This is a genomic window from Niallia sp. FSL W8-0954 (assembly GCF_038005605.1).
Taxonomy (GTDB): domain Bacteria; phylum Bacillota; class Bacilli; order Bacillales; family Cytobacillaceae; genus Niallia; species Niallia circulans_A.
In genome coordinates this window covers 564,788-589,713 of sequence record NZ_JBBOTN010000001.1, presented here as the reverse complement: position 1 = coordinate 589,713, position 24,926 = coordinate 564,788, and the positions used below count along the sequence as shown (strand labels likewise).

Sequence of the window (24,926 nt, the reverse complement as noted above, 5' to 3'; positions counted from 1 at the left end):
AGGGAAGCATGATGCTGAACACTCTCCATCATTATTGATAAATATGAATATACGGCTCTTCTGCATCTACATCACGAACAATTAATGCTTCTGGTCCATAAACAGATGTAATGCTAACCTGTACAGAAGAAGAATTATTTGGAGGGAAATGCTCCATCACCTTTCCTGCGACAAATTGTGTGAAGCCGAGCGCTTCTGCTTCTCCATAAAATTGAATCGGAATCTCGATACTTAAATTCTGCATTTTATCATTCACGTAGAAAGCTCTTCCGACCACACCATTAAAGTTAGGAAAATATTTCTCGATATCTTGCTTGAAATAAGAAAATGCATCTACTTCTGATTTATATTTTGTATCAGAGCTTGGGAATAATACATATTTTTCGTTAATACTTTCCCAATCACCAATACTATTACTGTTTCCTGCAATCTTTGCGTAAGCGAAGAAGTTTCCAGGTACAACTGAAGAGCTTTCCTTTTGCTCAAAAAGAGAGATAATAATCGGAACCTGTCCAAGACCTTCGACTCCTCTTATTCTTTTGACTACTTCTGCTGCAATTTTCTTTCCTTCTTTTTCAAGCTTTGTTCGATCAATTTTAAGCTCCTTAGCCGCGCCCTTTTCTTCATAGGTGTATACAGAATTCATTGCTAAACCAATGGAAATTCCCCCAAGCTTTAAGCTCTTATCATCCGTTTTCACCAAATAATCATGCTCCAGTATATGAGCTAAATAAACAGGTACTTTACCGTTGTCCTTGCCTGCTGGGTTTAGCCCATCAGGATTCTTTTCTGACTTTCTGCCCAGCCAGCTGGTGATTAAATCTTTATCTAAATACTGACCTTCTTGAAAAAAATATTCTTCAGGGTCATAGGCATTTTGTGCAATTCTCATTAAGCCTGTTTCAAATTCAGCAATGTCATAACGAGTATTTAAATTGTTTACTACTAATCCTCTTGCTTCAGATGGCTTAAATGGAACCACTACCTTATAATAATCATCAGAGATTTTATAGTTCGGCAGAATAGCTGTTTCCGTCGTATTACTATCTACATCCTCTGTCTTTACTTTTTCTTCTTTATTAAAGTTTGGTGCACAAGCTGATAGAACCAATACTAGTACCAACACCATCAATACGTGTTTCTTCATTCGTTAAACACACCTTTATTCTTCAATTCTGCCATAAGTCTTTCCTCATCCCAAACTTCAATGCCTAGCTGTTCCGCTTTTGTCAGTTTACTTCCTGCCTCTTCCCCTGCAATCACTAAATCTGTTTTCTTTGAAACACTTCCTGTTATTTTACCACCTAATAATTCAATTTGTTCTTTTGCTTCATTACGAGAAAGCTGCTCTAGCTTTCCTGTTAATACAATTGTTTTGCCAGAAAAGACTGAATCACTCTCTTCTACTGCTATTGGTAATGGACCGGTATATTCCATATTAACACCATATGTTTTAAGCTCAGTAATTAATTCGATTACTTCTTCTTGTTCGAAAAAAGTAACAATCGAATCAGCCATTTTTTCACCAATTTCGTTAATAGCTGTTAAATCCTCTTTAGTGGCTACCATAAGCTGGTCCATTGTTTTAAATTCCATCGCAATTGTTTTGGCCGCCTTGGCCCCTACATGTCGAATTCCTAAACCAAATAATAACCTTTCAAGGGAGTTTTGCTTTGATGCTTCAATTGCTTCTAATAAATTATGAACAGATTTTTCGCCCATTCTTTCTAATTGAATTAATTGGTCGAATTGTAAAGTGTATAAATCAGCAACATCTTCGATTAGTTTTTCGGAAAATAATTGGCTGATTACTCGCTCACCTAGTCCGTCTATATTCATTGCATTTCGAGAAACAAAATGAATCAAGCCTTCCCTAATTTGTGCTGGGCATTTTGGATTAATACATCGTAAGGCCACTTCCCCTTCGATACGAACAAGTTCACTCTCGCATTCAGGACAATGAGTTGGCATCAGAAATTCTTCTTCTTCACCAGTTCTTTTTTCTACTAAAACATTTACTACTTCTGGAATAATGTCTCCAGCCTTTTTTATTACGACCATATCGCCAAGCTTAATATCTTTTTCTCTTATTAAGTCTTCATTATGCAAGGAAGCTCTTTTCACTGTTGTACCCGCAACCTTTACTGGCTCAAGTACAGCAGTAGGTGTAATCACACCTGTTCTTCCAACATTTAGTTCGATGCTTAGAAGCTTCGTCATTACTTCTTCAGCTGGAAACTTATATGCTATCGCCCATCTTGGACTTTTCACGGTTGTTCCAAGCTGTTCTTGATGTACTAAATTATCTACCTTTATCACAATACCATCTATTTCGTATGGCAAGTGAGGGCGTTTTTCCTGCCAGCCTTCAATATAATGTAAAACATCTTCGATGGTTGCACATCTTTTTCTTTCTTTATTCGTCTTAAAGCCAAGAGTATCTAATAAATCAAGGCCTTCGCTATGAGATTGAATACCAGTCTGCCCAGCGTCTCCAATCGCATAGAGAAAAATATCTAAATTTCGAGAAGCCGCAATGCGAGGATCTAATTGACGTAACGAGCCTGCTGCAGCATTCCGTGGATTTGCAAATGGCTCTTCTCCATTTTCATCTTTCGCTTTATTCAGTGCCTCAAACGACTTTTTTGGCATGAATGCTTCTCCACGGACTTCTAAACTCACCGCCTGATTTAATCGGAGCGGAATGGAGCGAATTGTTTTGAGATTCGCTGTAATATCTTCTCCAGTGGTTCCGTCTCCTCGTGTAGCTCCTTGCTCAAATAAACCATTCTCATATCGAAGAGAAACAGCAAGCCCATCTATCTTTAATTCACAAACATATGAAAAATCATCACCGATAACTGCACGAACCTTCCGATCAAAATCACGTAAATCCGCCTCATTAAATGCATTTCCTAAGCTCAACATCGGCTTTTGATGCTGAACCTTTGAGAACATATCCAATACTTCTCCTCCGATTCTCTGGGATGGAGAATCATTGGTTTTTAAGCTTGGGAATTTTTCCTCCAACTGGATTAATTCATTTAATAATGCGTCATATTCCGAATCAGGAACAGAAGGATTATCCAGAACATAATATTCATATCCATATTGATTTAATAAATTATGCAGCTCTTTTACTCGCTTCTCTGCAAGGTTTTGTTCCATATATCCGTTTCCTTTCCTTATCCTTTTTGAATCGGTGCAAATTTAGCCAATAATCGTTTAATCCCTACTGGGCTCGGAAAAGCAATATCTAATTCTTTTGAATCGCCTTCGCCTTTTACACTTACAACTGTACCAGTGCCCCATTTTCCATGGACTGCTTTATCGCCTATACTCCATCCGATTCCTTCACCGCCTGTTGCAACTGCCGCAGGACGAATAACAGCCTTTCTTGTTGGCTGTTGTTGTGTGTAAGAGCTTCGACTACTATTTTGAGGAGAAGCCATTCTTTGCCTATTTGAAACTGGATTTAATCCTTCTAGTAAATCTTCTGGAATTTCTTTTACAAAACGAGAAGGTGGATTCATATTGGTACGTCCAAATAACGTTCTCATCTGTGCATTGGTTAAATATAATTGCTTTTCAGCTCGCGTAATGCCTACATATGCAAGGCGTCGTTCTTCCTCCATTTCCGTTTCTTCCATTAATGAACGGGAATGAGGGAACACACCTTCTTCCAGACCAATTAAGAAAACAATTGGGAATTCCAAACCTTTTGCAGAGTGCAAGGTCATTAAGACAACCGAATCCGCTTGATTTCCGTCATCATCTAACTTATCAATATCAGCAACCAATGCTAAATCTGTTAAGAATGCAATTAACGATTTATCATCGTTAGCTTCCTCAAAGTTCTTCGATACGGACATAAATTCTTCAATGTTTTCTAATCTACTTTGAGCCTCAATCGACTTTTCTGCCTTTAGCATATCTACATAACCAGATTTATCAATAACTTCTTCGACAAGTTCTGTTACAGATAAGTATTCCTGCATTCTTGTATAATTTTGAATCAAATCACGGAATTCACTGGCAGCTTTTGTAATCTTTGGACTTAAACCAATTAATTCAACAGCTTCTAATGCTTGATACATAGACATATCATGCATTGCTGCGAAATTGGCAATCTTATCAACAGAACTAGAGCCAATTCCACGTTTTGGAACATTAATCACTCGTTGAAAACTAATATCATCGTCAGGATTAGCGATTAAGCGAAGATAAGCAAGCGTATCCTTAATTTCCTTTCGATCATAGAACTTTATACCTCCAACAATCGAATATTCAATATTGGCTTTAAGAAGCATTTCCTCCATAACACGAGATTGTGCATTTGTTCGATACAGAATAGCTATATCTGATAAATTCAAAGAGCTTTCTCTTCTTAATTCTTGAATTTTCCCAATAACAAATTGTGCTTCTCCTTGCTCGCTATCTGCTCGATAATAGTAAATTTTGCTTCCGTCTTCATTCTCTGTCCATAAGTTTTTATCTTTACGGCTAGAGTTATTAGCAATGACTTGGTTTGCTGCTTGTAGAATTCTTTTGGTGGAACGATAATTTTGTTCCAGCATTACTACTTTTGCATTTGGATAATCCTTTTCAAAAGAAAGGATATTTGAAATATCTGCACCACGCCATGCGTAAATAGACTGATCAGAATCACCAACTACACATAAATTGCGGAATCGACTTGCTAGAAGCTTGACCAGCATATATTGCGATCTATTCGTATCCTGATACTCATCCACATGAATATACTGAAATTTACGTTGATAGTATTCCAAAACTTCCGGTACTCTTTGAAAAAGATTAATGGTCTGCATAATTAGATCATCAAAATCTAATGCTTGGTTCTTTCGTAAACGTCTTTGATATTCTGTATATACATCACTAACTATTTGTGAGAAGTAATCACCAGCAGTCTTCGCAAATTCCTCTGGAGTTACAAGTTCATTTTTGGAAGAACTAATACTTGCAAGAATAGCACGGGGATCATATTTCTTCGGATCGATATTACGGTCTTTTAAAATACCTTTAATAACAGATTGCTGATCAGTCGTATCCAATATTGTAAAATTACGATTGTATCCAATTCGATCAATATCTTTTCTCAAAATACGTACACACATAGAGTGAAAAGTTGATATCCATATTTCTTCGCTTGCTCCACCTAAAACAGCTGCTATTCTCTGACGCATTTCCTTCGCTGCTTTATTGGTAAACGTAATTGCTAAGATATTGTATGGATTGACTCCCTTTTCCACCATAAGATAAGCAATTCTCTGTGTTAAAACTCGGGTTTTTCCACTTCCTGCCCCTGCCATTATTAAGAGAGGGCCATCTGTTGCTTTTACTGCTTCCTTTTGCTCAGGATTTAATCCATTTAAAATTTTATCTGTTAAAAATTGCATCTTTTCACCACCATAAGAACATATATTCTATTTTAACTTAGCTTTATTGTTTATTCAACGCTTGCTCTTTTTTATTTCAATTGTGTGTAATGCGGCTGATAGGTCTTTATAAATAACGTTTCCGACTACAATGACATCCGCATATCTTCCCATTTCCTCTGCCTGTTCCACAGTCTCAATTCCTCCACCGTAAAACAAGACCGTCTCGTTCAATTGACTTTTAGCCGCTTTAACAAACGAAGGATTTCCATAACTCCCACTGTATTCCATATAAAAAATAGGCAAATGAAACATCTTCTCTGCCATTAAAGCATAGGCTGCAATATCTTCTTCTGATAAATTTGTTTTCGCACTCGTTAATTTTGCAGCTTTACAATCTTCGTTTAAAACACAATAGCCTTGAATAAGAAATTCATCCCAATCCATTAGTTCTCCGTATTCCTTCATTGCTTCATGATGAAGACCAGTTATCCATTTTGGATCACTGCTATTTAAAACCGTAGGAATAAAATATAAATCAAATCCGGGTGAAACCGAATCTATTGTTGACACTTCTAATATACAAGGAACTGTATAGCGACGAACACGAGCCATGAGATTCAATACATTATCCAACGTAATTCCATCTGTTCCGCCAATGATGATTGCATCTGTACCAGATTCGCATAAACTTTCTAATGTATCATCTGAAATTTCCTTATTTGGGTCTAATTTAAATACATGACGCCATTCGCGCACATCATACATGCAAACTTCCTCCATTCTAACCATTACATCATTTCATTATAGCATTAGATATTCCATCAAAAAAGAAATCCTACCGTATAATTTCTTGTAAATTTTTCTTGGTGCCAAGAAAAGCGCAGGGCACCCGGTAGGAGCGTGTGGGATGGAGTGACCTTTCCTGAGATATAGGAAACACGGTGAACGTCAGTGAACCGATGTTGACTTATCGTAGGGAAAGGGCGCGAAACCCAGCAGCTCCTGGGTGCCCGGAGCTAGACAATCAGAAAAGCGCAGGGCACCTGGTTAGGAGCGTGTGGGATGGAGTGACCTTTCCTGAGATATAGGAAACACGGTGAACGTCAGTGAACCGATGTTGACTTATCGTAGGGAAAGGGCGCGAAACCCAGCAGCTCCTGGGTGCCCGGAGCTAGACAATCAGAAAAGCGTAGGCGCCTTGATTACCGCCGCTCAAACTGGAGGGGCATCGACTAAGATATAGGAAACACGGTGAACACTAGTGAGCCGATGTTGACTTATCGTAGGGAGATGTCCTGAAGTTTGCTAGGCGGTAGGCGCCGGAGCTAGACAATCAGAAAAGCGCAGGGCACCTGGTTAGAATTTATAGCACTTTTACTATTGGACGAAATAGGCAAAGCAATTGTTTCATGATTCACAAAACAAGTAAGTATGTTTATTCTTTCTAAAATAAAAAAAGGGTTGTCCGAAAAAAGAAAATCGCGTGGACTTAATCTTTTTTGGGGACATCCCTTTATCCTATTCTTCCGTTTCGGTCTGTTCTTCTTTCTTAATTCTTGATAATGCTAGTTCATACGCGTCATTACCATAATTTAAGCATCGTTTTACACGAGATATAGTTGCGGTACTTGCACCTGTTTCTTTTTCAATTGTATGATAAGTATTGCCTTCTCGAAGCATCCTTGCAACTTCTAACCGCTGTGATAGTGATTGAATTTCATTCACTGTGCATAAATCATCAAAAAACTGATAGCATTCTTCTAAACTCTCTAGGGAGAGAATGGACTCAAATAATTGATCCAACTCTCTTCCTCTTAATTTATCTATTTGCATAGGATACCTCCATTTTTTCCTTAATGAATTAACTACATGGATTATAAAAAACTATTTAATTATTTTTTCAGCGTAACAGCACTCTTTAATCCTGGAGTAGAAGGAATAATATTTATCCATGTCTTTCCTGGTATGAGTCCAACTTGTTTATCTTCTTTAAAGGGGAGAATTCGCCCGTTTATATTTTTCCAATCTATTTCCTGCCATCTTCCATGCTGTAACAAATACGCATTGCCGCCAGATAGTAAATCAATGTCTTTTCTTCCTTTATTATCAACAACCTTATGACTCGTTTCAATAATAAAAACATTATCTACCGCCACAGTTGCTTTTGTTTCATTATCTATTGTTTGTTCTCCATTTGAAAAACGAATATATTTCTGAACATCCTGATCATATAAAAACTGTGAATTATAGTTTGGATTTTTCCCATAATTAATGTTGATCGAGCTTGACTCTTCTCCCTCGATTTCCTCTAACTCCTTTGTATTTAAAAATAACAAAGATTCTGGTGCCCCTTTTAGTGAATAATTATTTGCATTTGCCCCCTTCTCAATATTAGCAAAGCTTATGTAAGAATTATGAGGTGCAACTCGGTCAGGGGACCTTTTAAAGAGGGTGCCATCATACTCCATCCCATTTAAATTATCAATATAACCGTTTGTAAGTAGTTTTTTTGCTTCTGGACTATATCCATGTGCAATATATAAACTATTATAACCCTTTGCTAGCTCGATATAATAGTCTCGGGAACTACGGACAGGACCAATAAGCTTAGGGATTGAGCTTTGAAAAATCGCTAGAAATCGGGTAACTTCTCCTTCTGCTAATACTTCATACACAATATCTGCTTCTGTCAGTCCTGTTTGAGGTCTCGCTTTAGGATGATTATTAATCATAACAGAAACTGCACGATTCGTACTTTCTGTGTTACTAGGGAGCCCAGTTAGTGGATACAAAGTAGAAAGATCTTTTATTCCCTCTTCTTCCTTAGCTCCATTGCCAGTTTGATTACCATTATGTTTTCCAACATCTTTCGGTTCACTATTGCAGGCTGTTAAGACAAAAAGCAGAAATAGAGAAACAAACCACCTTTTCTTCATAGTCCCCTCCTATTTCGTTATTGGTGCAATGGGAATGTTGTGACTATATAACTACTCTCCTTATAAGAGAATAGAACTTTACCTATTAAATATATCAGAATATTCTAATTAAACAATAGGACTCTTTTATATTTTAACGCATTATCGCTGGAAAGAGTACAGTTTTATTCATTACGTCATATAAACCTTTTTGGGTTATCCGAATATATGGTAAATGAGTGGAGGTGAAAAATACAATTGTATAAATTGGGTCTTCATAACGATAACCTCTGTCCTTTATATAGTCGAATAGTTCTTTTTCCTTTTCAATTAATTCTTCCATCGACATGGAAGCCATCATCCCTCTTAATGGCAAAGGAATTTCTATATCAACCTTGCCATCTTTCACTAAGACAATCCCTCCGCCTATTTCTTTTAATCGTTCAAATGCGGTTATCATATCTTTTTGGCTTTTTCCTAATAACACAATATCTCCATCACCTGTATAAGAACTCGCCATTCCTCCGATTCTATTGGAGAAACCCTTTAATAAAGTATTGATTCGCCATTCTCCTTCTCGGTCAATCAACATGAAATAACATTCATCATGTTCCTCTGTGAGAATAGTATCAGAAACATTAATTGAAATGGAATAGGGCTTTGTAATGACGGCATTTTCCAAGCTTATTCCAAACGGCATTGAAAATTGCATATCAAGACTATTTACATTCCACTTTATATCTAATGGACTTAAATCAAACTGTTTCCAATCAACAATAGGGTACGCATCTCTCATTTCTCTTCCATCTTTTTTCACCCAAATTCCTTTTGCTAATACAGAAACAGGAGTTGGATTTTTTTTATCCTTCAGAAAGTTGATATTTGCAACTCTTCCCGTTGCAATATTCCCATGCAAATGTTCCATTCCATGATATTTAGCGATATTAATGGTTGCCATATTATAGGCATCTATTACTGGTACGCCATGATTCATCGCAATCCGAATAAGCTGATCAATATGGCCATTTTCATAAAAGGAAGAAGGAGATCCATCTGTTGTTAGCATAAAATAATCATATTGTTCAATGCCCAATTCTTTTATTTCCTTTAATAATTTCGGTAAATCTGGGCGAATAGACGAATAACGAAGACTAACTTTGTATCCTTGGAGCAAACGATTTAACACTTCTTTCCCAGTCATTGCTTCATGATCACTATCCACTCCCAGCAACATCAATTTGGCCAGTGTTTTCTCCGATGCTCCTGGAAAATGCCCCTCAATTCTTTTTCTTAATCGTTTCGTCTCCTGCATCCAATGAAGCATCATATCATCACCATCGAGAAGCCTCGGCCATCCCGTTAGCTCTCCTCCTTGAATAACTGCATCATGCTCCAGCCAACTTTTTACATTCCCATGAGAAAATATTAGTTCTTCCTCTTGCAACTCTGTTTGGGCATCATATCTGCTCCACCATAATATAGTGGAAGGAATATCTTTCATGAAGTTTAAAAAAGTAAACGCTTTCTTTTTTTCTAACTGCATAGCCAAAACTAAGTTATCATTCACATGTGTCGTTGTTCCAAATTGTGATGTATATTGGGCTAAGGTTAGGGGATTATAAATTTGAAAAGGATGCGCATGTGGTTCAATGTATCCTGGAACTAAAAAAAGATTAGTGCAATCAACAATTTCTGCTTGATCTATTTGTTTGGGCATATCATTGCCCACATAAATAATTCTATCTTGATATATCCATATATTAGCAAGTAACCACTTTCGTAATACCTGATTTAAATATGTTGCATTTTTTAAAACGATTGAAGGGGATTTTTCACCATTCAAAATGGATACATGGTCACGCAAAACTTTGTTTTTCCATCGATATCGCTGAGCTAACACTACGCTTCCTCCCTTTTCATATCTGTTACCTGTATATAAAAATGTAACGATTTTTCTTTATAAGATGAAGAATTTGTATGGAATTCCCTAAGATTAACATTATTTTACCATATAAAGTAACAATTCATATTACCGTTTTGTTAAATTTATGTAGGAGGAACGAAACTTATGAATCCAAAACAAAATATAAGTTTGATCAATGCGCTTATTCGAATTACCTGCGGCTGTGCATTTCTCGCATGGAGCACAGCAAAAATGGCAAAAAAGCCTTATAAACAATCTTATTTTCTTATTGCTCTACTTGCTGGAATGAAAATTGCAGAAGGGATTGTTCGTTATTGTCCAGTTGTTGCTCTTTATGAGAAAAAGGATGCAATTATGCCAAAATCTGAGCACAACCATTCCAAAAGTCAAAGTTCCAATATCCCCTCATCAGATGAAAGTAAAACCAATAATTCTGAGTCATCATCTAAGGAAGTTACTGAGATGATGGAGCAATTTAGTCCAGAGAAGATATTTTCCCCAGATGATATGAAAAAATAATTACTGCACGGGCTATCCGAGAGATTGGATAGCCTTTATCTCTTGCTAAATATAGGTTTAGGAATGCTAGGATGTGGTAAATGCATTAACAGAAACGAACGAAGGAGCTGGTCAAATGACAAAGCCAAAAAACCCATTAGATCTATACTATAACGATGACTTTCCAAAACAATATCAGGAACCTCCTGGTGTCCAAGCTAAAATGGATCCACAACCTGACTGTGGAGAAACTAGCTATCAAGGATCTGGTAAATTAAAAAATCGAAAAATATTAGTTACCGGTGGTGATTCTGGAATTGGGCGTGCAGCTGCCATCGCTTATGCTCGTGAAGGTGCAGATGTAGCGATTAACTACCTACCAGAAGAACAAGAAGATGCTGATGAAGTACAAAAGTTAGTCGAAGCAGAAGGACAAAAAGCCATTCTTATACCTGGAGATTTAAGTAATGAAAGTTTCTGCAAGGACTTAGTGGACAAAGCCTATAATGAACTTGGTGGACTCGACGTATTAGCCTTAGTTGCAGGAAAACAACAAGCAGTTGATGATATTATGGAACTTTCAACAGAGCAGCTAAGAAAAACTTTCGAAGTAAATGTATTCTCTCTCTATTGGGTAGTGAAAGCAGCACTTCCATACTTGCCAAAGGGAGCTTCTATTATCACAACTACGTCTGTTCAAGGCTATAACCCTAGTCCCAATTTATTAGATTATGCTCCATCTAAATTTGCTATCAATGGCTTTACTCGTGGACTTGCCAAACAATTAGCATCTAAAGGAATCCGGGTAAACTCCGTTGCTCCAGGCCCAATTTGGACCGCCTTACAAATTACAGGCGGACAGCCAAGTGAAGCCATCCCAACATTCGGTCAGCAAGCTCCATTAAAACGAGCTGGACAACCAGTCGAACTATCTAGTATTTATGTTTTCTTAGCATCCGATGAATCTAGCTATGTTACCGCACAAATATACGGTATAACAGGCGGAATTGAATTAGCATAAATTAATTATAAAAGAGGAAGTTCTTTCGTTACCTATGACATTGCTTTTTACATGTTATCGGGCTATGAGGACTTCCTCTTTTACCCATGCTCCTTCTTTTTCCTGCTTCCCGGCACAGACAGCCTTTCTCTGTTGCCTTTCACTATATATACTTATGTTTTCCACTAACATACTAAAACAACAAAAAACCCCCATATGCAATCATCAACAAAGTCTCACATACAGGGATTCCTTCTTATTTTACTGCTTTAAAGCCAATGTCTTTTCGATAAAAAATGCCATCGCTCTCTAATTTCTTTAGTTCTTTATATACTTTATCCTGTGCCTCTTTTAATGTACGGCTCTTAGCAGCAACTAACAAAACACGTCCGCCATTCGTGGTAAATGCACCAGCTTCATTTAAGTCGGTTCCCGCATGAAAAATAGAGACATCCTCCATTTTATCTAATCCTTGGATAACCGCACCTTTTTCATATGCTTCTGGATAGCCTTTTGCCGCAATAACTACTCCTAGCATATCCTCTTCATACCATTCAATCGACGGAGTTTCTCCATTTAAAATAGATAAAATGACTTCCACTAAATCGGACTTCATCCGTGGTAAGATGACTTGTGTTTCTGGGTCCCCTAGTCTTGCGTTAAACTCAATTACTTTTGGGCCTTTATCCGTTGCAATTAAGCCAGCGTATAAAATACCTGTAAATGTTCTGTCTTCTGCTATCATTGCTTTTGCCGTAGGTTTTACAATCGTTTCAATAGCAGTTTGCACGATTGCCGGATCAATGTGTGGAACAGGAGAATAAGCTCCCATTCCCCCTGTATTTGGCCCTTTATCTCCGTCAAAAGCACGTTTATGATCTTGCGCAATTTCTAATGGAATCACGGTTTCTCCATTCACAAAAGACATTAAAGAAAATTCTTCCCCGGCTAAAAACTCCTCAATAACAACTGTTGCAGATGCACTTCCGAATTTTTCGCCAACAAGCATTTCTTGGATGCTTTCTAATGCCTCTTCCATGTTCATCGCCACGGTTACACCTTTTCCTGCTGCTAATCCGTCTGCTTTAATAACAATTGGAGCACCCATTTCCTCAATATACGCTTTCGCCGCCTCATAATCCGAAAAGGTTTGGTATTCCCCTGTTGGAATATGATATTTCTTCATTAAATCTTTCGCGAAAGATTTGCTTCCTTCTATTTCTGCAGCACATTGATTCGGACCAAATACCTTTAAGCCAGCTGCTTGAAATGCATCCACTACACCAAGAAGTAACGGTACTTCTGGGCCGACAATGGTTAAATCAATCTTTTGTGTAAGTGCAAAATCAACCAGTTTTTCGACCTCTGTTTCTGCTATTTCAATACGCTCTGCCACATCAGTCATTCCGACATTTCCTGGCGCTACAAAAACTGTTTCAACTTTTTCACTTTCGCTTACTTTTGTACAAATCGCATGCTCCCGACCACCGCGGCCAATAACAAGTACTTTCATTCTTTTATATCCCCCAAGCTTTCAAGATATTAATGTTTGAAATGTCTTACTCCTGTTAATACCATTGCAATTCCGTATTCATTGGCTTTTTTGATGGAATCTTCATCACGAATACTTCCACCTGTTTGAATAATTGCTGTTACTCCCGCTTTTGCAGCCGCTTCAACCGTGTCATCCATCGGGAAAAATGCATCTGATGCTAATACTGCCCCTACTGCTTTTTCTCCCGCTTGCTCTAAAGCAATTTTTGCAGAACCAACACGATTCATTTGCCCTGCACCAACACCTAGCGTCATTTCTTTGTTATTTACTACAATTGCATTTGACTTAACGTGCTTCACAATTTTCCATCCGAATTTCAGCGCTTCCCACTCTTCGTCTGTAGGCTTCTTCTCTGTAGGAATGGTGATGGCTGCATCCTCTAAAGAATAGCGATCAAAATCTTGTGTTAATAATCCACCCTCAATCGAAGTGAATTTCATTTCTTTGCTGCTTCCTGTTCCAAAAGGAATCGTTAATAAACGGATATTTTTCTTTGCTTGTAAAATATCTAATGCTTCTTGGGAATACGAAGGAGCGATTACTATTTCTAAGAAAATTTCATGCAGTTTGCTAGCTGTCTCTGCATCTACTTCTCTATTTAATGCAATAATTCCGCCAAAAATAGAGACTGGATCTGCTTCATATGCTTTCGAGAAAGCTGTGAAAATATCTTCGCCTGTTCCAACTCCACAAGGATTACTATGTTTAATCGCAACTGCAGCAGGCTCTGTAAATTCCTTTACAATTTGGATAGCAGCATCTGCATCATTGATATTATTGTAAGACAGTTCTTTTCCATGCAGTTGCGTCGCATTTGCAATCGAAAATTCAGATCCTAAAGGCTTGCGGTAAAAAGCTGCCTTTTGATGTGGATTTTCTCCATAGCGTAAAGGTTGCTTTAGTTCATATGTAACCGTTAATTTCTCTGGTGTTTCCTCTTCCGTAAGCTCTGTCATATATTCTGCAATCATCGCATCATAAGCAGCTGTATGACGGAATACCTTTGCAGCAAGTCTGCGTCTCGTTTCAAATGAGACTTCCGCTCCCTGCTTTAATTCCGAAATAACCGTTTGATAATCAACCGGATCTACCACTACAGTTACATACTGATGATTTTTTGCCGAAGCACGAAGCATTGTTGGTCCGCCGATATCGATATTTTCAATTGCATCTTCTACGGTTACATCCGGCTTCGCAATCGTTTGTTGAAAAGGATATAAATTGACACATACGAGTTGGATCGGATCAATCTTATGCTCTTCTAATTGAGCAGCATGGCTAGGTTCATCAAATTTAGCAAGCAATCCCCCGTGAATATAAGGATTTAAAGTTTTCACTCTTCCTTCTAATATTTCAGGAAAGCCAGTGACTTCACTAACACTCATTACAGGAATCCCACTATCTTGAATTGCCTTTTTTGTTCCGCCTGTCGAAATTAACTCAAAACCTAATTCATGAAGCTCTTTTGCAAAATCTGTAATACCTGTTTTATCAGAAACACTAATTAACGCTCTTTTTTTCATTATTATTCCTCCTGATATTTCATGCCTGTTGATTACGTACTTATTAATGAAATGCTTCTGCTTTATGGAGCAATTGTTGAATTACCTTTGGATATAACTGGTGCTCTAACGCCTGAATTTTTTCCTGCACGCTTTCCCTAGTATCTTCTTCAGTTAAGATAATTGATTCTTGCGCAATCACGGGACCGGTATCCATTCCTGCATCCACATAATGAATCGTAATGCCCGTTTGCTCGACCCTTGCCTCTATAGCTTGGCCTATGGCATCCTTGCCTGGGAAAGATGGCAGAAGAGATGGATGAATATTGATTATTTTTCCTGCATAAGCTTGTAAAAGTGTGTCGCCTACTAATCTCATATATCCTGCAAGAACAATTAAATCAATTTTATTCTTATCTAAATGCATTAAAATTTCTTTTTCATAATCTGCTTTTTCTGGATAATTCTTCGCTGCAAAAACAAAGGTGGGAATTTCTTCTTTTATCGCTCTATCTATCACATAAGCTCCTGGTTTATCCGAGACTAATAAAGTAATAGATGCATTTAATTCGCCTCGTTTCACTGCATTTATTATTGCCTGAAAGTTAGATCCATTACCAGAAGCAAAAACAGCAATCCGCTTCATATACAGTCCTCCGCCTTTATTTGAGGATGATATTTATTTCCCCGTCGTCTGTTACTTTTCCAATTGTATACGCCTTTTCTCCTATTCGAGTAAAGTGATCAATGATCTGTTCTTCGTCCTCTTTGCTTACAGCAAGAACCATTCCCGTTCCCATATTAAAGATGTTATACATCTCTTTACGATCGATTTCGCCAATTCCCTCCATTTTTTCAAAAACAGCAGGTACTTCCCAATTAGCTTCATCCAATTCCATTCCCAAACCTTCTGGAAGCATTCTTGGAATATTTTCGATAAATCCTCCCCCAGTAATGTGAGCGAGACCTTTAATTTCAAATTCTGCTAAAGCAGAAAGAACGGGCTTTACATAAATTCTAGTCGGCTTGATTAACTCTTCACCTAATGTACAGCCGAATTCCTCGATATAATCAGATAAAGACATACTCGCTTTTTCGAAAAATAATTTTCGCACAAGAGAATAGCCATTGCTATGAATACCATTAGAAGCGAGACCGATCAAGACATCTCCAGCTTGGATTTTTTCACCTGTTATAAGTTTTTCTTTCTCACAAGCTCCCACAGCAAATCCTGCTAGATCATATTCTTCTTCCTCATACATGCCCGGCATTTCAGCTGTTTCTCCGCCAACCAACGCACATCCGGCTTGCTCACAACCGTCTGCAATTCCTTTGACAATGGCCTCGATTTTACCAGGCTCAGCTTTTCCACAAGCAATATAGTCAAGGAAATAGATTGGTTCTGCCCCTTGGACGACGATATCATTTACGCACATTGCCACAGCATCAATTCCAATCGTATCGTGCTTATCCAGCATAAAAGCAAGCATTAGCTTTGTTCCTACCCCATCTGTCCCCGATACCAAAACGGGGTTTTGTAAATTTAGAACAGATAAATCAAACATGCCGCCAAATCCGCCTAATCCCCCCATAACGCCTGGACGAATCGTTTTCTTCACATGCTTTTTCATTCTTGTTACTGCCTCATAGCCTGCTTCTATATTAACGCCTGCTTGTTTATAAGCCTCAGCCATTTTATGCCTCCTAAATTGTGATAATTCAATGGAAAAGCGACATTATCGCATGCCGCTTTTCTTTTATTTACCGTTATTGTTACACTTTTTCATATGGATGATCAGCGTTCGGATAAATTTCTGTCGGGTACTTGCCAGTAAAGCAAGCTAAACAATGCCCTCTGTTTTCCCCATCATCTGTACGGCCAATCGCATCAATCATTCCTTCTGTACTTAAGAAGACGAGCGAATCAGCACCAATGATTTCACGCAGTTCTTCTACAGAATATTTCGATGCAATTAACTCTTCTTTTGTTGACGTATCAATTCCATAGAAGCAAGGATTTTTAATTGGTGGAGAACTGATTAATACATGTACTTCTGTTGCTCCTGCTTCTCTTAGCATCGTTACAATGCGTCTACTTGTTGTACCACGTACAATAGAATCATCCACCATTATTACTCTTTTCCCTTCTACCACTCCACGAACAGCCGAAAGCTTCATCTTGACACCTTGCTCGCGAAGGGATTGCGAAGGCTGAATAAATGTTCTGCCAACATAACGATTTTTAATTAATCCAAGCTCATACGGAATGCCTGTTGCTTCCGCATATCCAATTGCTGCTGAAATACTAGAGTCAGGTACTCCCGTTACTACATCTGCTTCAATTGGTGCTTCGATTGCTAATCTTTTCCCAAGATTTTTACGCGCAGTATGGACATTGATCCCATTGATATTGCTATCAGGTCTAGAGAAATAAACATACTCCATCGTACACATTGCAATATTAGAAGCGACAGAAAACATCTCTGAACGAAAACCGTTATCGTCAATGATTAACAGTTCACCTGGTAATATATCACGAACAAACTCTGCTCCAACCACATCAAAGGCACATGTTTCAGATGCAACAACATAAGCATCACCTAATTTCCCTAAAGAAAGAGGACGCATTCCATTTGGATCTAGGGCAACCATTAATTCTGTTTCCGTTAAAATAAGAAAAGCATAGGCACCTTTAATCATTGTCAGCGCATTTTTCACTCTTTCTTTAAAAGCCGCAAAGCCGCCTCTTCTAATTAAATGTGCAAGCACCTCTGTATCAGAGCTTGTTTGAAAGATACTTCCTTGTGCTTCTAGCTGGCTTTTTAAAGCTGTGGCATTTACTAAATTTCCATTGTGAGCAAGTGCCATACTTCCGCTTTGGAAGTGGAACAGAAGAGGCTGGACATTTTCATATCCGCCGCCCCCTGCTGTGGCATAACGTACATGCCCAATTGCAGCTTTTCCGCTTAACTCTTTTATTGCTTCTTGCGTGAAAATTTCAGAGACTAATCCTTCTCCCTTAATTCCTTTTAATTTTTCTCCATCTGTCGCTACAATGCCAGTGCCTTCTTGACCACGATGCTGTAAGCTATGCAGTCCATAATATGCCAATTGAGATGCATCCTCATGTCCCCAAACACCAAAAATGCCACATTCCTCATTTAACCCTCTTATTTCAGCAAGCATGGAATTGCTCCTCTCCAGGCATTCGTTAACGAATCAACCTGTTCATTTACTAGAATAGTTTCCCCTTGACTAATGGTAAGAACGGCTGTATCTGTAACTTCTCCTACTAGTGTAGCAGGAACTAATTTTTCAAAAGTCTCTTTGTTTTCTGGTTTAATTGAAAGCAAGAAACGTGATTGTGATTCACTAAAAAGTGCTGTTACAGCATCTTCTGTAACCTTTACTTTGGCTCCTAATCCTTTTGAGTTGATTAAGCTTTCCGCAAAAGCAACAGCTAAGCCACCTTCCGCTAAATCGTGAGCAGATTCTACAACGCCTGCACGAATTGCCTCCAGTACTGCTTGCTGATACATTTTTTCAAGCTCTAAATCTAAGGAAGGTGCCTTGCCAGAAATAGTTCCTTCAAGCAATTTTTGCAGTTCACTTCCGCCAAACTCTGCTTTTGTTTCCCCAAGCACATAAATTAAGTCACCAGCAGATTTAAAGCTTTGTGTAGTAATGTCTTTCGTATCCTTTATTAATCCGACCATGCCAATGACAGGAGTAGGATAGATAGCTGTTCCATTTGTTTCGTTATATAAAGAGACATTCCCGCCGATTACTGGTGCATTCAAAGCTAAGCAAGCTTCACTAATTCCATCTGCCGCTTTTTCAATTTGCCAGAAAATCTCTGGTTTCTCTGGATTTCCAAAATTCAAGTTATCTGTAATGGCAAGTGGTTCTGCCCCAGAACAAACAATATTACGTGCTGCTTCTGCTACTGCAATCTTGCCGCCTGTTTCTGGATCTAAGTATAAATATCTTGCATTACAGTCCGTTGTCATCGCTAATGCCTTTTTCGTTCCGCGAATACGTACTACTGCAGCATCAGAGCCTGGTGCAACAACTGTATTCGTCCGAACCATATAGTCATATTGATCATAAACCCACTCTTTGCTTGCAATTGTAGGCTGTTTTAACAGATTAAGAAGTGTTTCTCCATAGTTGTTTACGGTAGGAATATAGTTTTCCATTGCTTGGAACTCACGATAATATGTTGGTTCACTAGATGGCTTATGATAGACAGGCGCATCCTCTGCCAAAGCATCTGCAGGCACATTTGCTACTACTTCTCCTTTATGAAGAAGACGAAGCATTTTATCACCTGTTACAACACCAATTGCTACTGCTTCTAAATCATATTTATGGAAAAGATCTTTAATTTCTTGTTCTCTTCCTTTTTTCACGACAATCAACATACGTTCTTGTGATTCAGAAAGCATCATTTCATAAGCAGTCATTCCTGTTTCTCGCTGTGGTACTAAATCTAAGTTCATTTCAATACCAGAGCCGGCTTTACTCGCCATTTCTGCACTGGAACTTGCCAGTCCTGCAGCCCCCATATCCTGAATACCAACTAATGCATCTGATTGAATCAGTTCAAGACATGCTTCCAAAAGAAGCTTTTCCATAAATGGATCTCCAACTTGTACTGCTGGACGCTTTTCATCTGAGTTCTCTGTTAATTCCTCAGAAGCAAATGTCGCACCATGAATACCGTCACGTCCTGTTTTGGCCCCAACATACATAACCGTATTCCCCACACCATGCGCTTGGCCTTTTTTTATATCTTCATGATTAATTAACCCAACACACATCGCATTTACAAGCGGATTTCCAGCATAGGAATCATCAAATGCAATTTCTCCACCAACTGTTGGAATCCCTATACAGTTACCATAGCCAGCAATTCCAGCAACTACTTCTTTAAAAAGGTATTTTGTCCGTTCATTATCTAATTCACCGAATCGTAGTGAGTTAAGAATCGCAATTGGTCTTGCTCCCATGGAAAAGACATCACGGATAATTCCGCCTACGCCTGTTGCTGCGCCTTGATATGGTTCAATAGCAGATGGATGGTTGTGACTCTCGATTTTAAACGCAACAGCTTGACCATCACCGATATCTACAATCCCTGCACCTTCACCAGGACCTTGTAACACTTGAGGTCCTGTCGTTGGGAATTTTCTTAATACTGGTTTCGAATTTTTATAACTGCAATGTTCTGACCACATAACAGAAAATAACCCAATCTCTGTATAGTTTGGAAGACGACCAAGAATTCCTTCTACCATCGCAAACTCTTCATCCGTCACACCCATTTGTTTGTAAATTTCTTCTGATTTAATTTGTTCTGGACTTGGTTCAAGCATTAACGACATTTGCTTCCCTCCACTGACTAACGATTGATTTAAATATTTTCAGACCATCTGCTCCACCTAAAAGCTCATCTACCGCTCTTTCTGGGTGTGGCATCATGCCAAGGACATTACCTTTTTCATTTATGATTCCCGCAATATTTTCTAAACTTCCGTTTGGATTTGTACCATTGTAAGTAAAGATAATTTGGTTATTTGCTTTTAAGTTTGCTAATGTTTCTTCATCACAGTAGTAATTGCCTTCTCCGTGCGCAATCGGGACAGTGATTACTTCGTTTTCCTTATATGCAGAGGAGAACATCGTATTATTATTTACTACTTGCAGTTCAACTGGCTTACAGATAAACTTTAAGCTTTCATTTCTTCTCATCGCGCCAGGCAGTAAACCTGCTTCTAATAATATTTGGAATCCATTACATACACCTAGAATTGGTTTGCCTGCTTCTGCTGCTTTTATTACTTCTCTCATTACATTACTGAATCTTGCAATCGCTCCTGTACGAAGATAGTCACCATAAGAGAAACCTCCTGGAAGCAAAATTCCATCAAAGCCTTCTAAGCTGTCTGTATCATGCCAAACGTATTCTACTTCTTCTCCAAGCTCGTCTTTCACCGCATGAAACATATCAACATCACAATTGGATCCTGGAAATACGATTACTGCAAACTTCACTGTGCAACAACCTCCTCCACCTCATAGCGGTAATCCTCAATAACTGTATTAGCAAGCAGCTTTTCACACATTTCCTTCACTAGCTCATCAATGTTTTTTTCTGATTTATCAATTGTTAATTCTAGATATTTACCGATACGTACATCTTCTACTTCTTTATAATTTAATGAATGCAGTGATCCTTTTACGGCATTTCCTTGTGGATCTAATACACTTTCTCTTAATGTGATATATACTTTAACCTTAAACATGTTGACTGCCCCCTAATCTCGCTAAAATAGTTTCATATGCATCTGTTAAATTTCCTATATCGCGGCGAAATACGTCTTTATCTAATTTCGCATTAGTTTCTTTATCCCAGAGTCGGCATGTATCCGGCGAAATTTCATCCGCAAGAAGAACATTTCCCTCTTTGTCTTTGCCAAATTCTAATTTGAAATCAACCAGGTTAATTCCCAATTCTCCAAAAAATCTGCATAATACTTCATTTACTTCCAATGCCTTTTTCTTTAAAATGGCAACTTCATCTGTTGATGCAAGCTTTAACTCTTCGATATGGTCCTCCGTAATCATTGGGTCACCTAATGCATCATCTTTGTAGTAAAACTCAACTAGCGGTTTTGATAACGAAATTCCCTCTTCTATTCCTAATCTTTTTGAAAAACTGCCTGCTGCTAAATTTCGAACAACAACTTCTAACGGAATAATGTCCACTTTTTTCACAAGCTGTTCTGTTTCTGACAATCTTTCCACGAAATGCGATGGAATACCAAAGTCTTTTAATTTTAAGAATAGTAAACTAGTAATCTCATTATTTAATCGACCTTTGCCTGTAATAGTTGCTTTCTTCTCTCCATTAAAGGCAGTAGCGGAATCCTTATATTCCAGCCAAACTATATTCTCATCCGAAGTTTCATACACTCTTTTTGCTTTTCCTTCATACAATAAAGCTCTCTTTTCCATTTGAAGAGTCTCCTTATCAAAAAAATTAGGGATAAAACGAAAAATTCTAACTTGCAATTTCTTACTCAAAATTCGGTATATTCTGTTTTCATAATTTATAGTAGAGCTGCCATATTAGGTGACAGCTCTTATTTTTTTATAGTCCAAGACGATCAAAAATCGTATCAACATGTTTAATATGGAAGTGATAATCAAAACAATCATCAATTTCTTCTTTTGTTAACTTAGAAGAAATGACTGCATCGCTATCTACTAGCTCACGGAATGGTACTTGCTTTTCCCATGATTCCATTGCTCTAGGCTGTACAGTATCATACGCCTCTTCTCTTGTAAGCCCCTTATCTATTAGAGCTAGTAATACTCGTTGTGAGTAAATTAATCCCAGTGTACGATCCATATTACGCTTCATATTCTCTGGGAATACAGTTAGGTTTTTCACGATATTACTGAAGCGATTTAACATATAATTTAAGGCAATCGTTGCATCAGGAATAATAATCCGCTCAGCAGAAGAGTGAGATATATCTCTTTCGTGCCATAGAGGAACATTTTCATAAGCAGTCAGCATATAACCACGAATCACACGAGCAAGACCAGCCATATTTTCTGAACCAATTGGGTTACGTTTATGCGGCATTGCTGAAGAACCTTTTTGTCCTTTTGCGAAAAACTCTTCTACTTCTCTTGTTTCACTTTTTTGCAATCCACGAATTTCTACTGCAAATTTTTCAATGGATGTAGCGATTAACGCTAAAGTAGACATATAATCCGCATGGCGATCGCGCTGTAACGTCTGGGTTGAAATCGGCGCTGGCTTTAATCCTAATTCTTTACAAACATATTGCTCAACAAAAGGATCAATATTAGCATAAGTTCCTACCGCACCAGAAATCTTACCGTATTCAATACCTTCAGCAGCTGCTTTAAATCTTTCCAGATTACGTTTCATTTCTTCATGCCATAGTGCTAGTTTCAAACCGAATGTTGTAGGTTCTGCATGTACGCCATGTGTACGTCCCATCATAACGGTATACTTATGTTCTTGCGCTTTGTTTTTTAAAACATCAATAAAGTTCTCTACGTCTTTTAATAAAATTTCATTTGCTTGTTTAATTAAGTAGGAAAGTGCTGTATCTACAACATCTGTAGAAGTTAGACCGTAATGCACCCATTTTCGTTCTTCTCCAAGTGTTTCCGATACCGCTCTAGTAAATGCTACAACATCATGTCTTGTATCCATTTCTATTTCTTTAATACGCTCGATATCAAATGAAGCATTTTCGCGGATTTTTTTTACATCCTCTTGTGGAATTTCACCAAGCTTTACCCAAGCCTCACATGCTAAAATTTCTACCTCTAACCACGCTTTAAAGCGATTTTCCTCTGTCCAAATGTTTCCCATTTCTGGTCTTGTGTAACGATCAATCATTGTTTATCCTCCGATTTTTTCTTTCTGTACCTTCCATATGTGCGTATTCTCGATTTCATCCAAAGCCATTTCAACAGAAGAACGAAGCAAGGTAGCATGCCCCATCTTTCTATTTTCTTTAGGATCCTGTTTTCCATAAAGATGGATCTTCCAATCCTGTAATTCAGGAATTTGTTCGATTATCTTTTCTTGATGCTGACCGAGAATATTAACCATAACAGTAGGTCTTAATAATCTAGTGCTTGCTAACGGCCAATTGCACACCGCACGGATATGCTGCTCAAACTGTGAAGTCTCGCATGCCTCAATTGTATAATGCCCAGAGTTATGTGGTCTAGGTGCCAACTCATTAATATAAATCTCTTCATCCTCGGTCAGGAACATTTCTACTGCTAATGTTCCTACCAAATTTAGATTTTCAGCAAGCTTACTTGCCTTTTCAATCGCTAAGTCCTTTGCTAAGTCACTAATGCGAGCTGGAACAATTGATTCATGCAAAATATTATTAAGATGAATATTTTCACTAACTGGAAAAACAGTAGCTTCTCCCTTTCCACTTCTAGTGATAATAACTGATATTTCCTTATTAAAAGAAATCCATTTTTCTAATACACAGACTCCATTATTCAAAAGCTTTTCCGCTTCTGCTATTTGGCTGCTTTCTTTAATAACATATTGGCCTTTTCCATCATAACCTCCACGGGCCGTTTTTAAAACAGCTGGATAACCTAATTCTGCTAATCCATTATAAATATCCCTAGCTTTTTCTACGACAACATATGGAGCTATATTAATACCAGCTTGTTCGATTGCTTTTTTTTCCTTCACCCGATCTTGCGTTATTTCTAATAAAGCTGAACCCTGAGGAACATACGCATTATTCGTTAGCCATTCGAGACAAACAGCATCTATATTTTCAAATTCATACGTAATGACATCACTAATCTCTGCTAGCTTCTTAATAGCAGATAGACTATCATATGCATCTACTATTTTATAGTCAGCTATCTGCCCACAAGGAGAGTCTTCAGTCGGATCTAATACAGCAATTCTAAACCCTTGTGCTTTTGCCGCAATTGCCATCATCCTCCCTAGCTGACCGCCACCTATAATGCCAATCGTCTGCCCAGGTAAGATTACTCGATTAGACAAGCTCATCACTACTTTCCATCACTTCTTTTTTTGTTCTTTCTCTCATGGAAAAAAGTCTTTCTGCTATTTCTAAGTCTGAGGCACCAAGGATTTGGGCTGCAAGAAGTCCAGCATTAGTTGCCCCAGCTTTTCCAATTGCTACAGTAGCTACAGGAACTCCTCCAGGCATTTGTACAATTGACAATAATGAATCCAGCCCATTTAGAGCTCTTGATTGAACAGGAACTCCTATAACAGGCAAAGTTGTCTTAGCTGCAACCATCCCTGGAAGATGTGCTGCTCCTCCTGCTCCCGCAATAATTACTTTAATTCCTCTATCTCTCGCGCTTTCAGCATATTCAAACATTAAGTCAGGAGTACGATGAGCAGAGACTACTTTTTTCTCGTAATCTACTTCCAGTTGATCTAATATGCTACAAGCATGCTTCATTGTCTCCCAATCTGATTTACTCCCCATGATAATACCAACTGATGCGGTCATGCTCTCCCCCCTGATTCCAATTTAAAAAGCCCTAGACAGAAAACTTCTACA

At 38.2% G+C, this 24,926-nt stretch carries 21 protein-coding genes; 2 read left to right on the top strand and 19 right to left on the bottom strand.

The genetic code is table 11. The features are described from left to right. Positions 1-31 precede the first annotated feature (31 nt). The 7 genes from NX902_RS02930 to NX902_RS02900 form a co-directional block, all read right to left on the bottom strand. Positions 32-1,147 carry a CamS family sex pheromone protein gene (locus NX902_RS02930; protein WP_163187596.1) on the bottom strand — a complete coding sequence of 372 codons (1,116 nt, stop codon included), beginning with the start codon at positions 1,145-1,147 and terminating at the stop codon, positions 32-34. Then, entirely contained in the window at positions 1,144-3,168 is a 2,025-nt protein-coding gene (gene ligA, locus NX902_RS02925; protein ID WP_095333426.1) for an NAD-dependent DNA ligase LigA, read from the bottom strand. Before ligA ends, NX902_RS02930 begins: the two co-directional genes overlap by 4 nt. 17 nt (positions 3,169-3,185) lie before the next feature. Next, entirely contained in the window at positions 3,186-5,417 is a 2,232-nt protein-coding gene (pcrA, locus tag NX902_RS02920; RefSeq protein WP_095333428.1) for a DNA helicase PcrA, read from the bottom strand. Positions 5,418-5,471: 54 nt separating this feature from the next. Beyond that, positions 5,472-6,164 (bottom strand): heptaprenylglyceryl phosphate synthase, encoded by a 693-nt coding sequence (locus NX902_RS02915; RefSeq protein WP_095333430.1) that lies wholly within the window; start codon positions 6,162-6,164, stop codon positions 5,472-5,474. Between the two features lie 753 nt (positions 6,165-6,917). After that, a complete protein-coding gene (locus NX902_RS02910) occupies positions 6,918-7,232 on the bottom strand; it encodes a YerC/YecD family TrpR-related protein (protein ID WP_095333432.1) in 315 nt (104 codons plus the stop codon). Positions 7,233-7,291: 59 nt separating this feature from the next. Beyond that, a complete protein-coding gene (locus NX902_RS02905; protein ID WP_095333434.1) occupies positions 7,292-8,335 on the bottom strand; it encodes a DUF3048 domain-containing protein in 1,044 nt (347 codons plus the stop codon). A 133-nt stretch (positions 8,336-8,468) separates the two neighbouring features. Next, positions 8,469-10,214, bottom strand: a complete 1,746-nt coding sequence (locus NX902_RS02900) for an adenine deaminase C-terminal domain-containing protein (protein ID WP_095333436.1) — start codon at positions 10,212-10,214, stop codon at positions 8,469-8,471. A 168-nt stretch (positions 10,215-10,382) separates the two neighbouring features. Here NX902_RS02900 and NX902_RS02895 point away from each other — a divergent pair, with 168 nt between their 5' ends. Together NX902_RS02895 and NX902_RS02890 are read left to right on the top strand one after the other, a co-directional pair. Beyond that, the gene (locus NX902_RS02895) at positions 10,383-10,757 is read left to right on the top strand and encodes a YgaP-like transmembrane domain (protein ID WP_095333438.1); all 375 of its coding nucleotides are present in this window, start codon (positions 10,383-10,385) and stop codon (positions 10,755-10,757) included. A 115-nt stretch (positions 10,758-10,872) separates the two neighbouring features. Further along, entirely contained in the window at positions 10,873-11,757 is an 885-nt protein-coding gene (locus NX902_RS02890) for an SDR family oxidoreductase (RefSeq protein ID WP_095333462.1), read from the top strand. A 235-nt stretch (positions 11,758-11,992) separates the two neighbouring features. On the opposite strand, the gene purD is transcribed toward NX902_RS02890, so the two are convergent. The 12 genes from purD to purE form a co-directional block, all read right to left on the bottom strand. Then, on the bottom strand, positions 11,993-13,249 hold the full coding sequence (gene purD / locus NX902_RS02885) for a phosphoribosylamine--glycine ligase (protein WP_123258836.1): 1,257 nt from the start codon (positions 13,247-13,249) through the stop codon (positions 11,993-11,995). Positions 13,250-13,278: 29 nt separating this feature from the next. Continuing rightward, positions 13,279-14,814 carry a bifunctional phosphoribosylaminoimidazolecarboxamide formyltransferase/IMP cyclohydrolase gene (gene purH / locus NX902_RS02880; RefSeq protein ID WP_095333442.1) on the bottom strand — a complete coding sequence of 512 codons (1,536 nt, stop codon included), beginning with the start codon at positions 14,812-14,814 and terminating at the stop codon, positions 13,279-13,281. A gap of 43 nt (positions 14,815-14,857) precedes the next feature. Then, the gene (purN, locus tag NX902_RS02875) at positions 14,858-15,439 is read right to left on the bottom strand and encodes a phosphoribosylglycinamide formyltransferase (RefSeq protein WP_095333445.1); all 582 of its coding nucleotides are present in this window, start codon (positions 15,437-15,439) and stop codon (positions 14,858-14,860) included. 16 nt (positions 15,440-15,455) lie between these two features. Beyond that, positions 15,456-16,487 carry a phosphoribosylformylglycinamidine cyclo-ligase gene (purM, locus tag NX902_RS02870; protein WP_123260020.1) on the bottom strand — a complete coding sequence of 344 codons (1,032 nt, stop codon included), beginning with the start codon at positions 16,485-16,487 and terminating at the stop codon, positions 15,456-15,458. Between the two features lie 79 nt (positions 16,488-16,566). Beyond that, complete coding sequence (purF, locus tag NX902_RS02865) at positions 16,567-17,979, bottom strand: amidophosphoribosyltransferase (protein ID WP_163187592.1); 1,413 nt, start codon at positions 17,977-17,979, stop codon at positions 16,567-16,569. Next, positions 17,964-20,180 carry a phosphoribosylformylglycinamidine synthase subunit PurL gene (gene purL, locus NX902_RS02860; RefSeq protein ID WP_172859140.1) on the bottom strand — a complete coding sequence of 739 codons (2,217 nt, stop codon included), beginning with the start codon at positions 20,178-20,180 and terminating at the stop codon, positions 17,964-17,966. The genes purF and purL overlap by 16 nt, the downstream gene beginning before the upstream one ends. Beyond that, entirely contained in the window at positions 20,164-20,850 is a 687-nt protein-coding gene (purQ, locus tag NX902_RS02855; protein WP_163187588.1) for a phosphoribosylformylglycinamidine synthase subunit PurQ, read from the bottom strand. Before purQ ends, purL begins: the two co-directional genes overlap by 17 nt. Further along, positions 20,847-21,101, bottom strand: coding sequence for a phosphoribosylformylglycinamidine synthase subunit PurS (gene purS / locus NX902_RS02850; protein ID WP_163187586.1), 255 nt, complete (start codon positions 21,099-21,101; stop codon positions 20,847-20,849). Before purS ends, purQ begins: the two co-directional genes overlap by 4 nt. After that, positions 21,094-21,813 (bottom strand): phosphoribosylaminoimidazolesuccinocarboxamide synthase, encoded by a 720-nt coding sequence (gene purC / locus NX902_RS02845; RefSeq protein ID WP_095333454.1) that lies wholly within the window; start codon positions 21,811-21,813, stop codon positions 21,094-21,096. Before purC ends, purS begins: the two co-directional genes overlap by 8 nt. A gap of 136 nt (positions 21,814-21,949) precedes the next feature. Continuing rightward, a complete protein-coding gene (purB, locus tag NX902_RS02840) occupies positions 21,950-23,242 on the bottom strand; it encodes an adenylosuccinate lyase (protein WP_123260021.1) in 1,293 nt (430 codons plus the stop codon). A gap of 3 nt (positions 23,243-23,245) precedes the next feature. Then, positions 23,246-24,400, bottom strand: a complete 1,155-nt coding sequence (purK, locus tag NX902_RS02835) for a 5-(carboxyamino)imidazole ribonucleotide synthase (RefSeq protein ID WP_171509280.1) — start codon at positions 24,398-24,400, stop codon at positions 23,246-23,248. Then, positions 24,387-24,875: a 5-(carboxyamino)imidazole ribonucleotide mutase gene (purE, locus tag NX902_RS02830; protein ID WP_095333458.1), complete on the bottom strand. Its 489-nt coding sequence runs from the start codon at positions 24,873-24,875 to the stop codon at positions 24,387-24,389. The genes purK and purE overlap by 14 nt, the downstream gene beginning before the upstream one ends. Positions 24,876-24,926 lie beyond the last annotated feature (51 nt).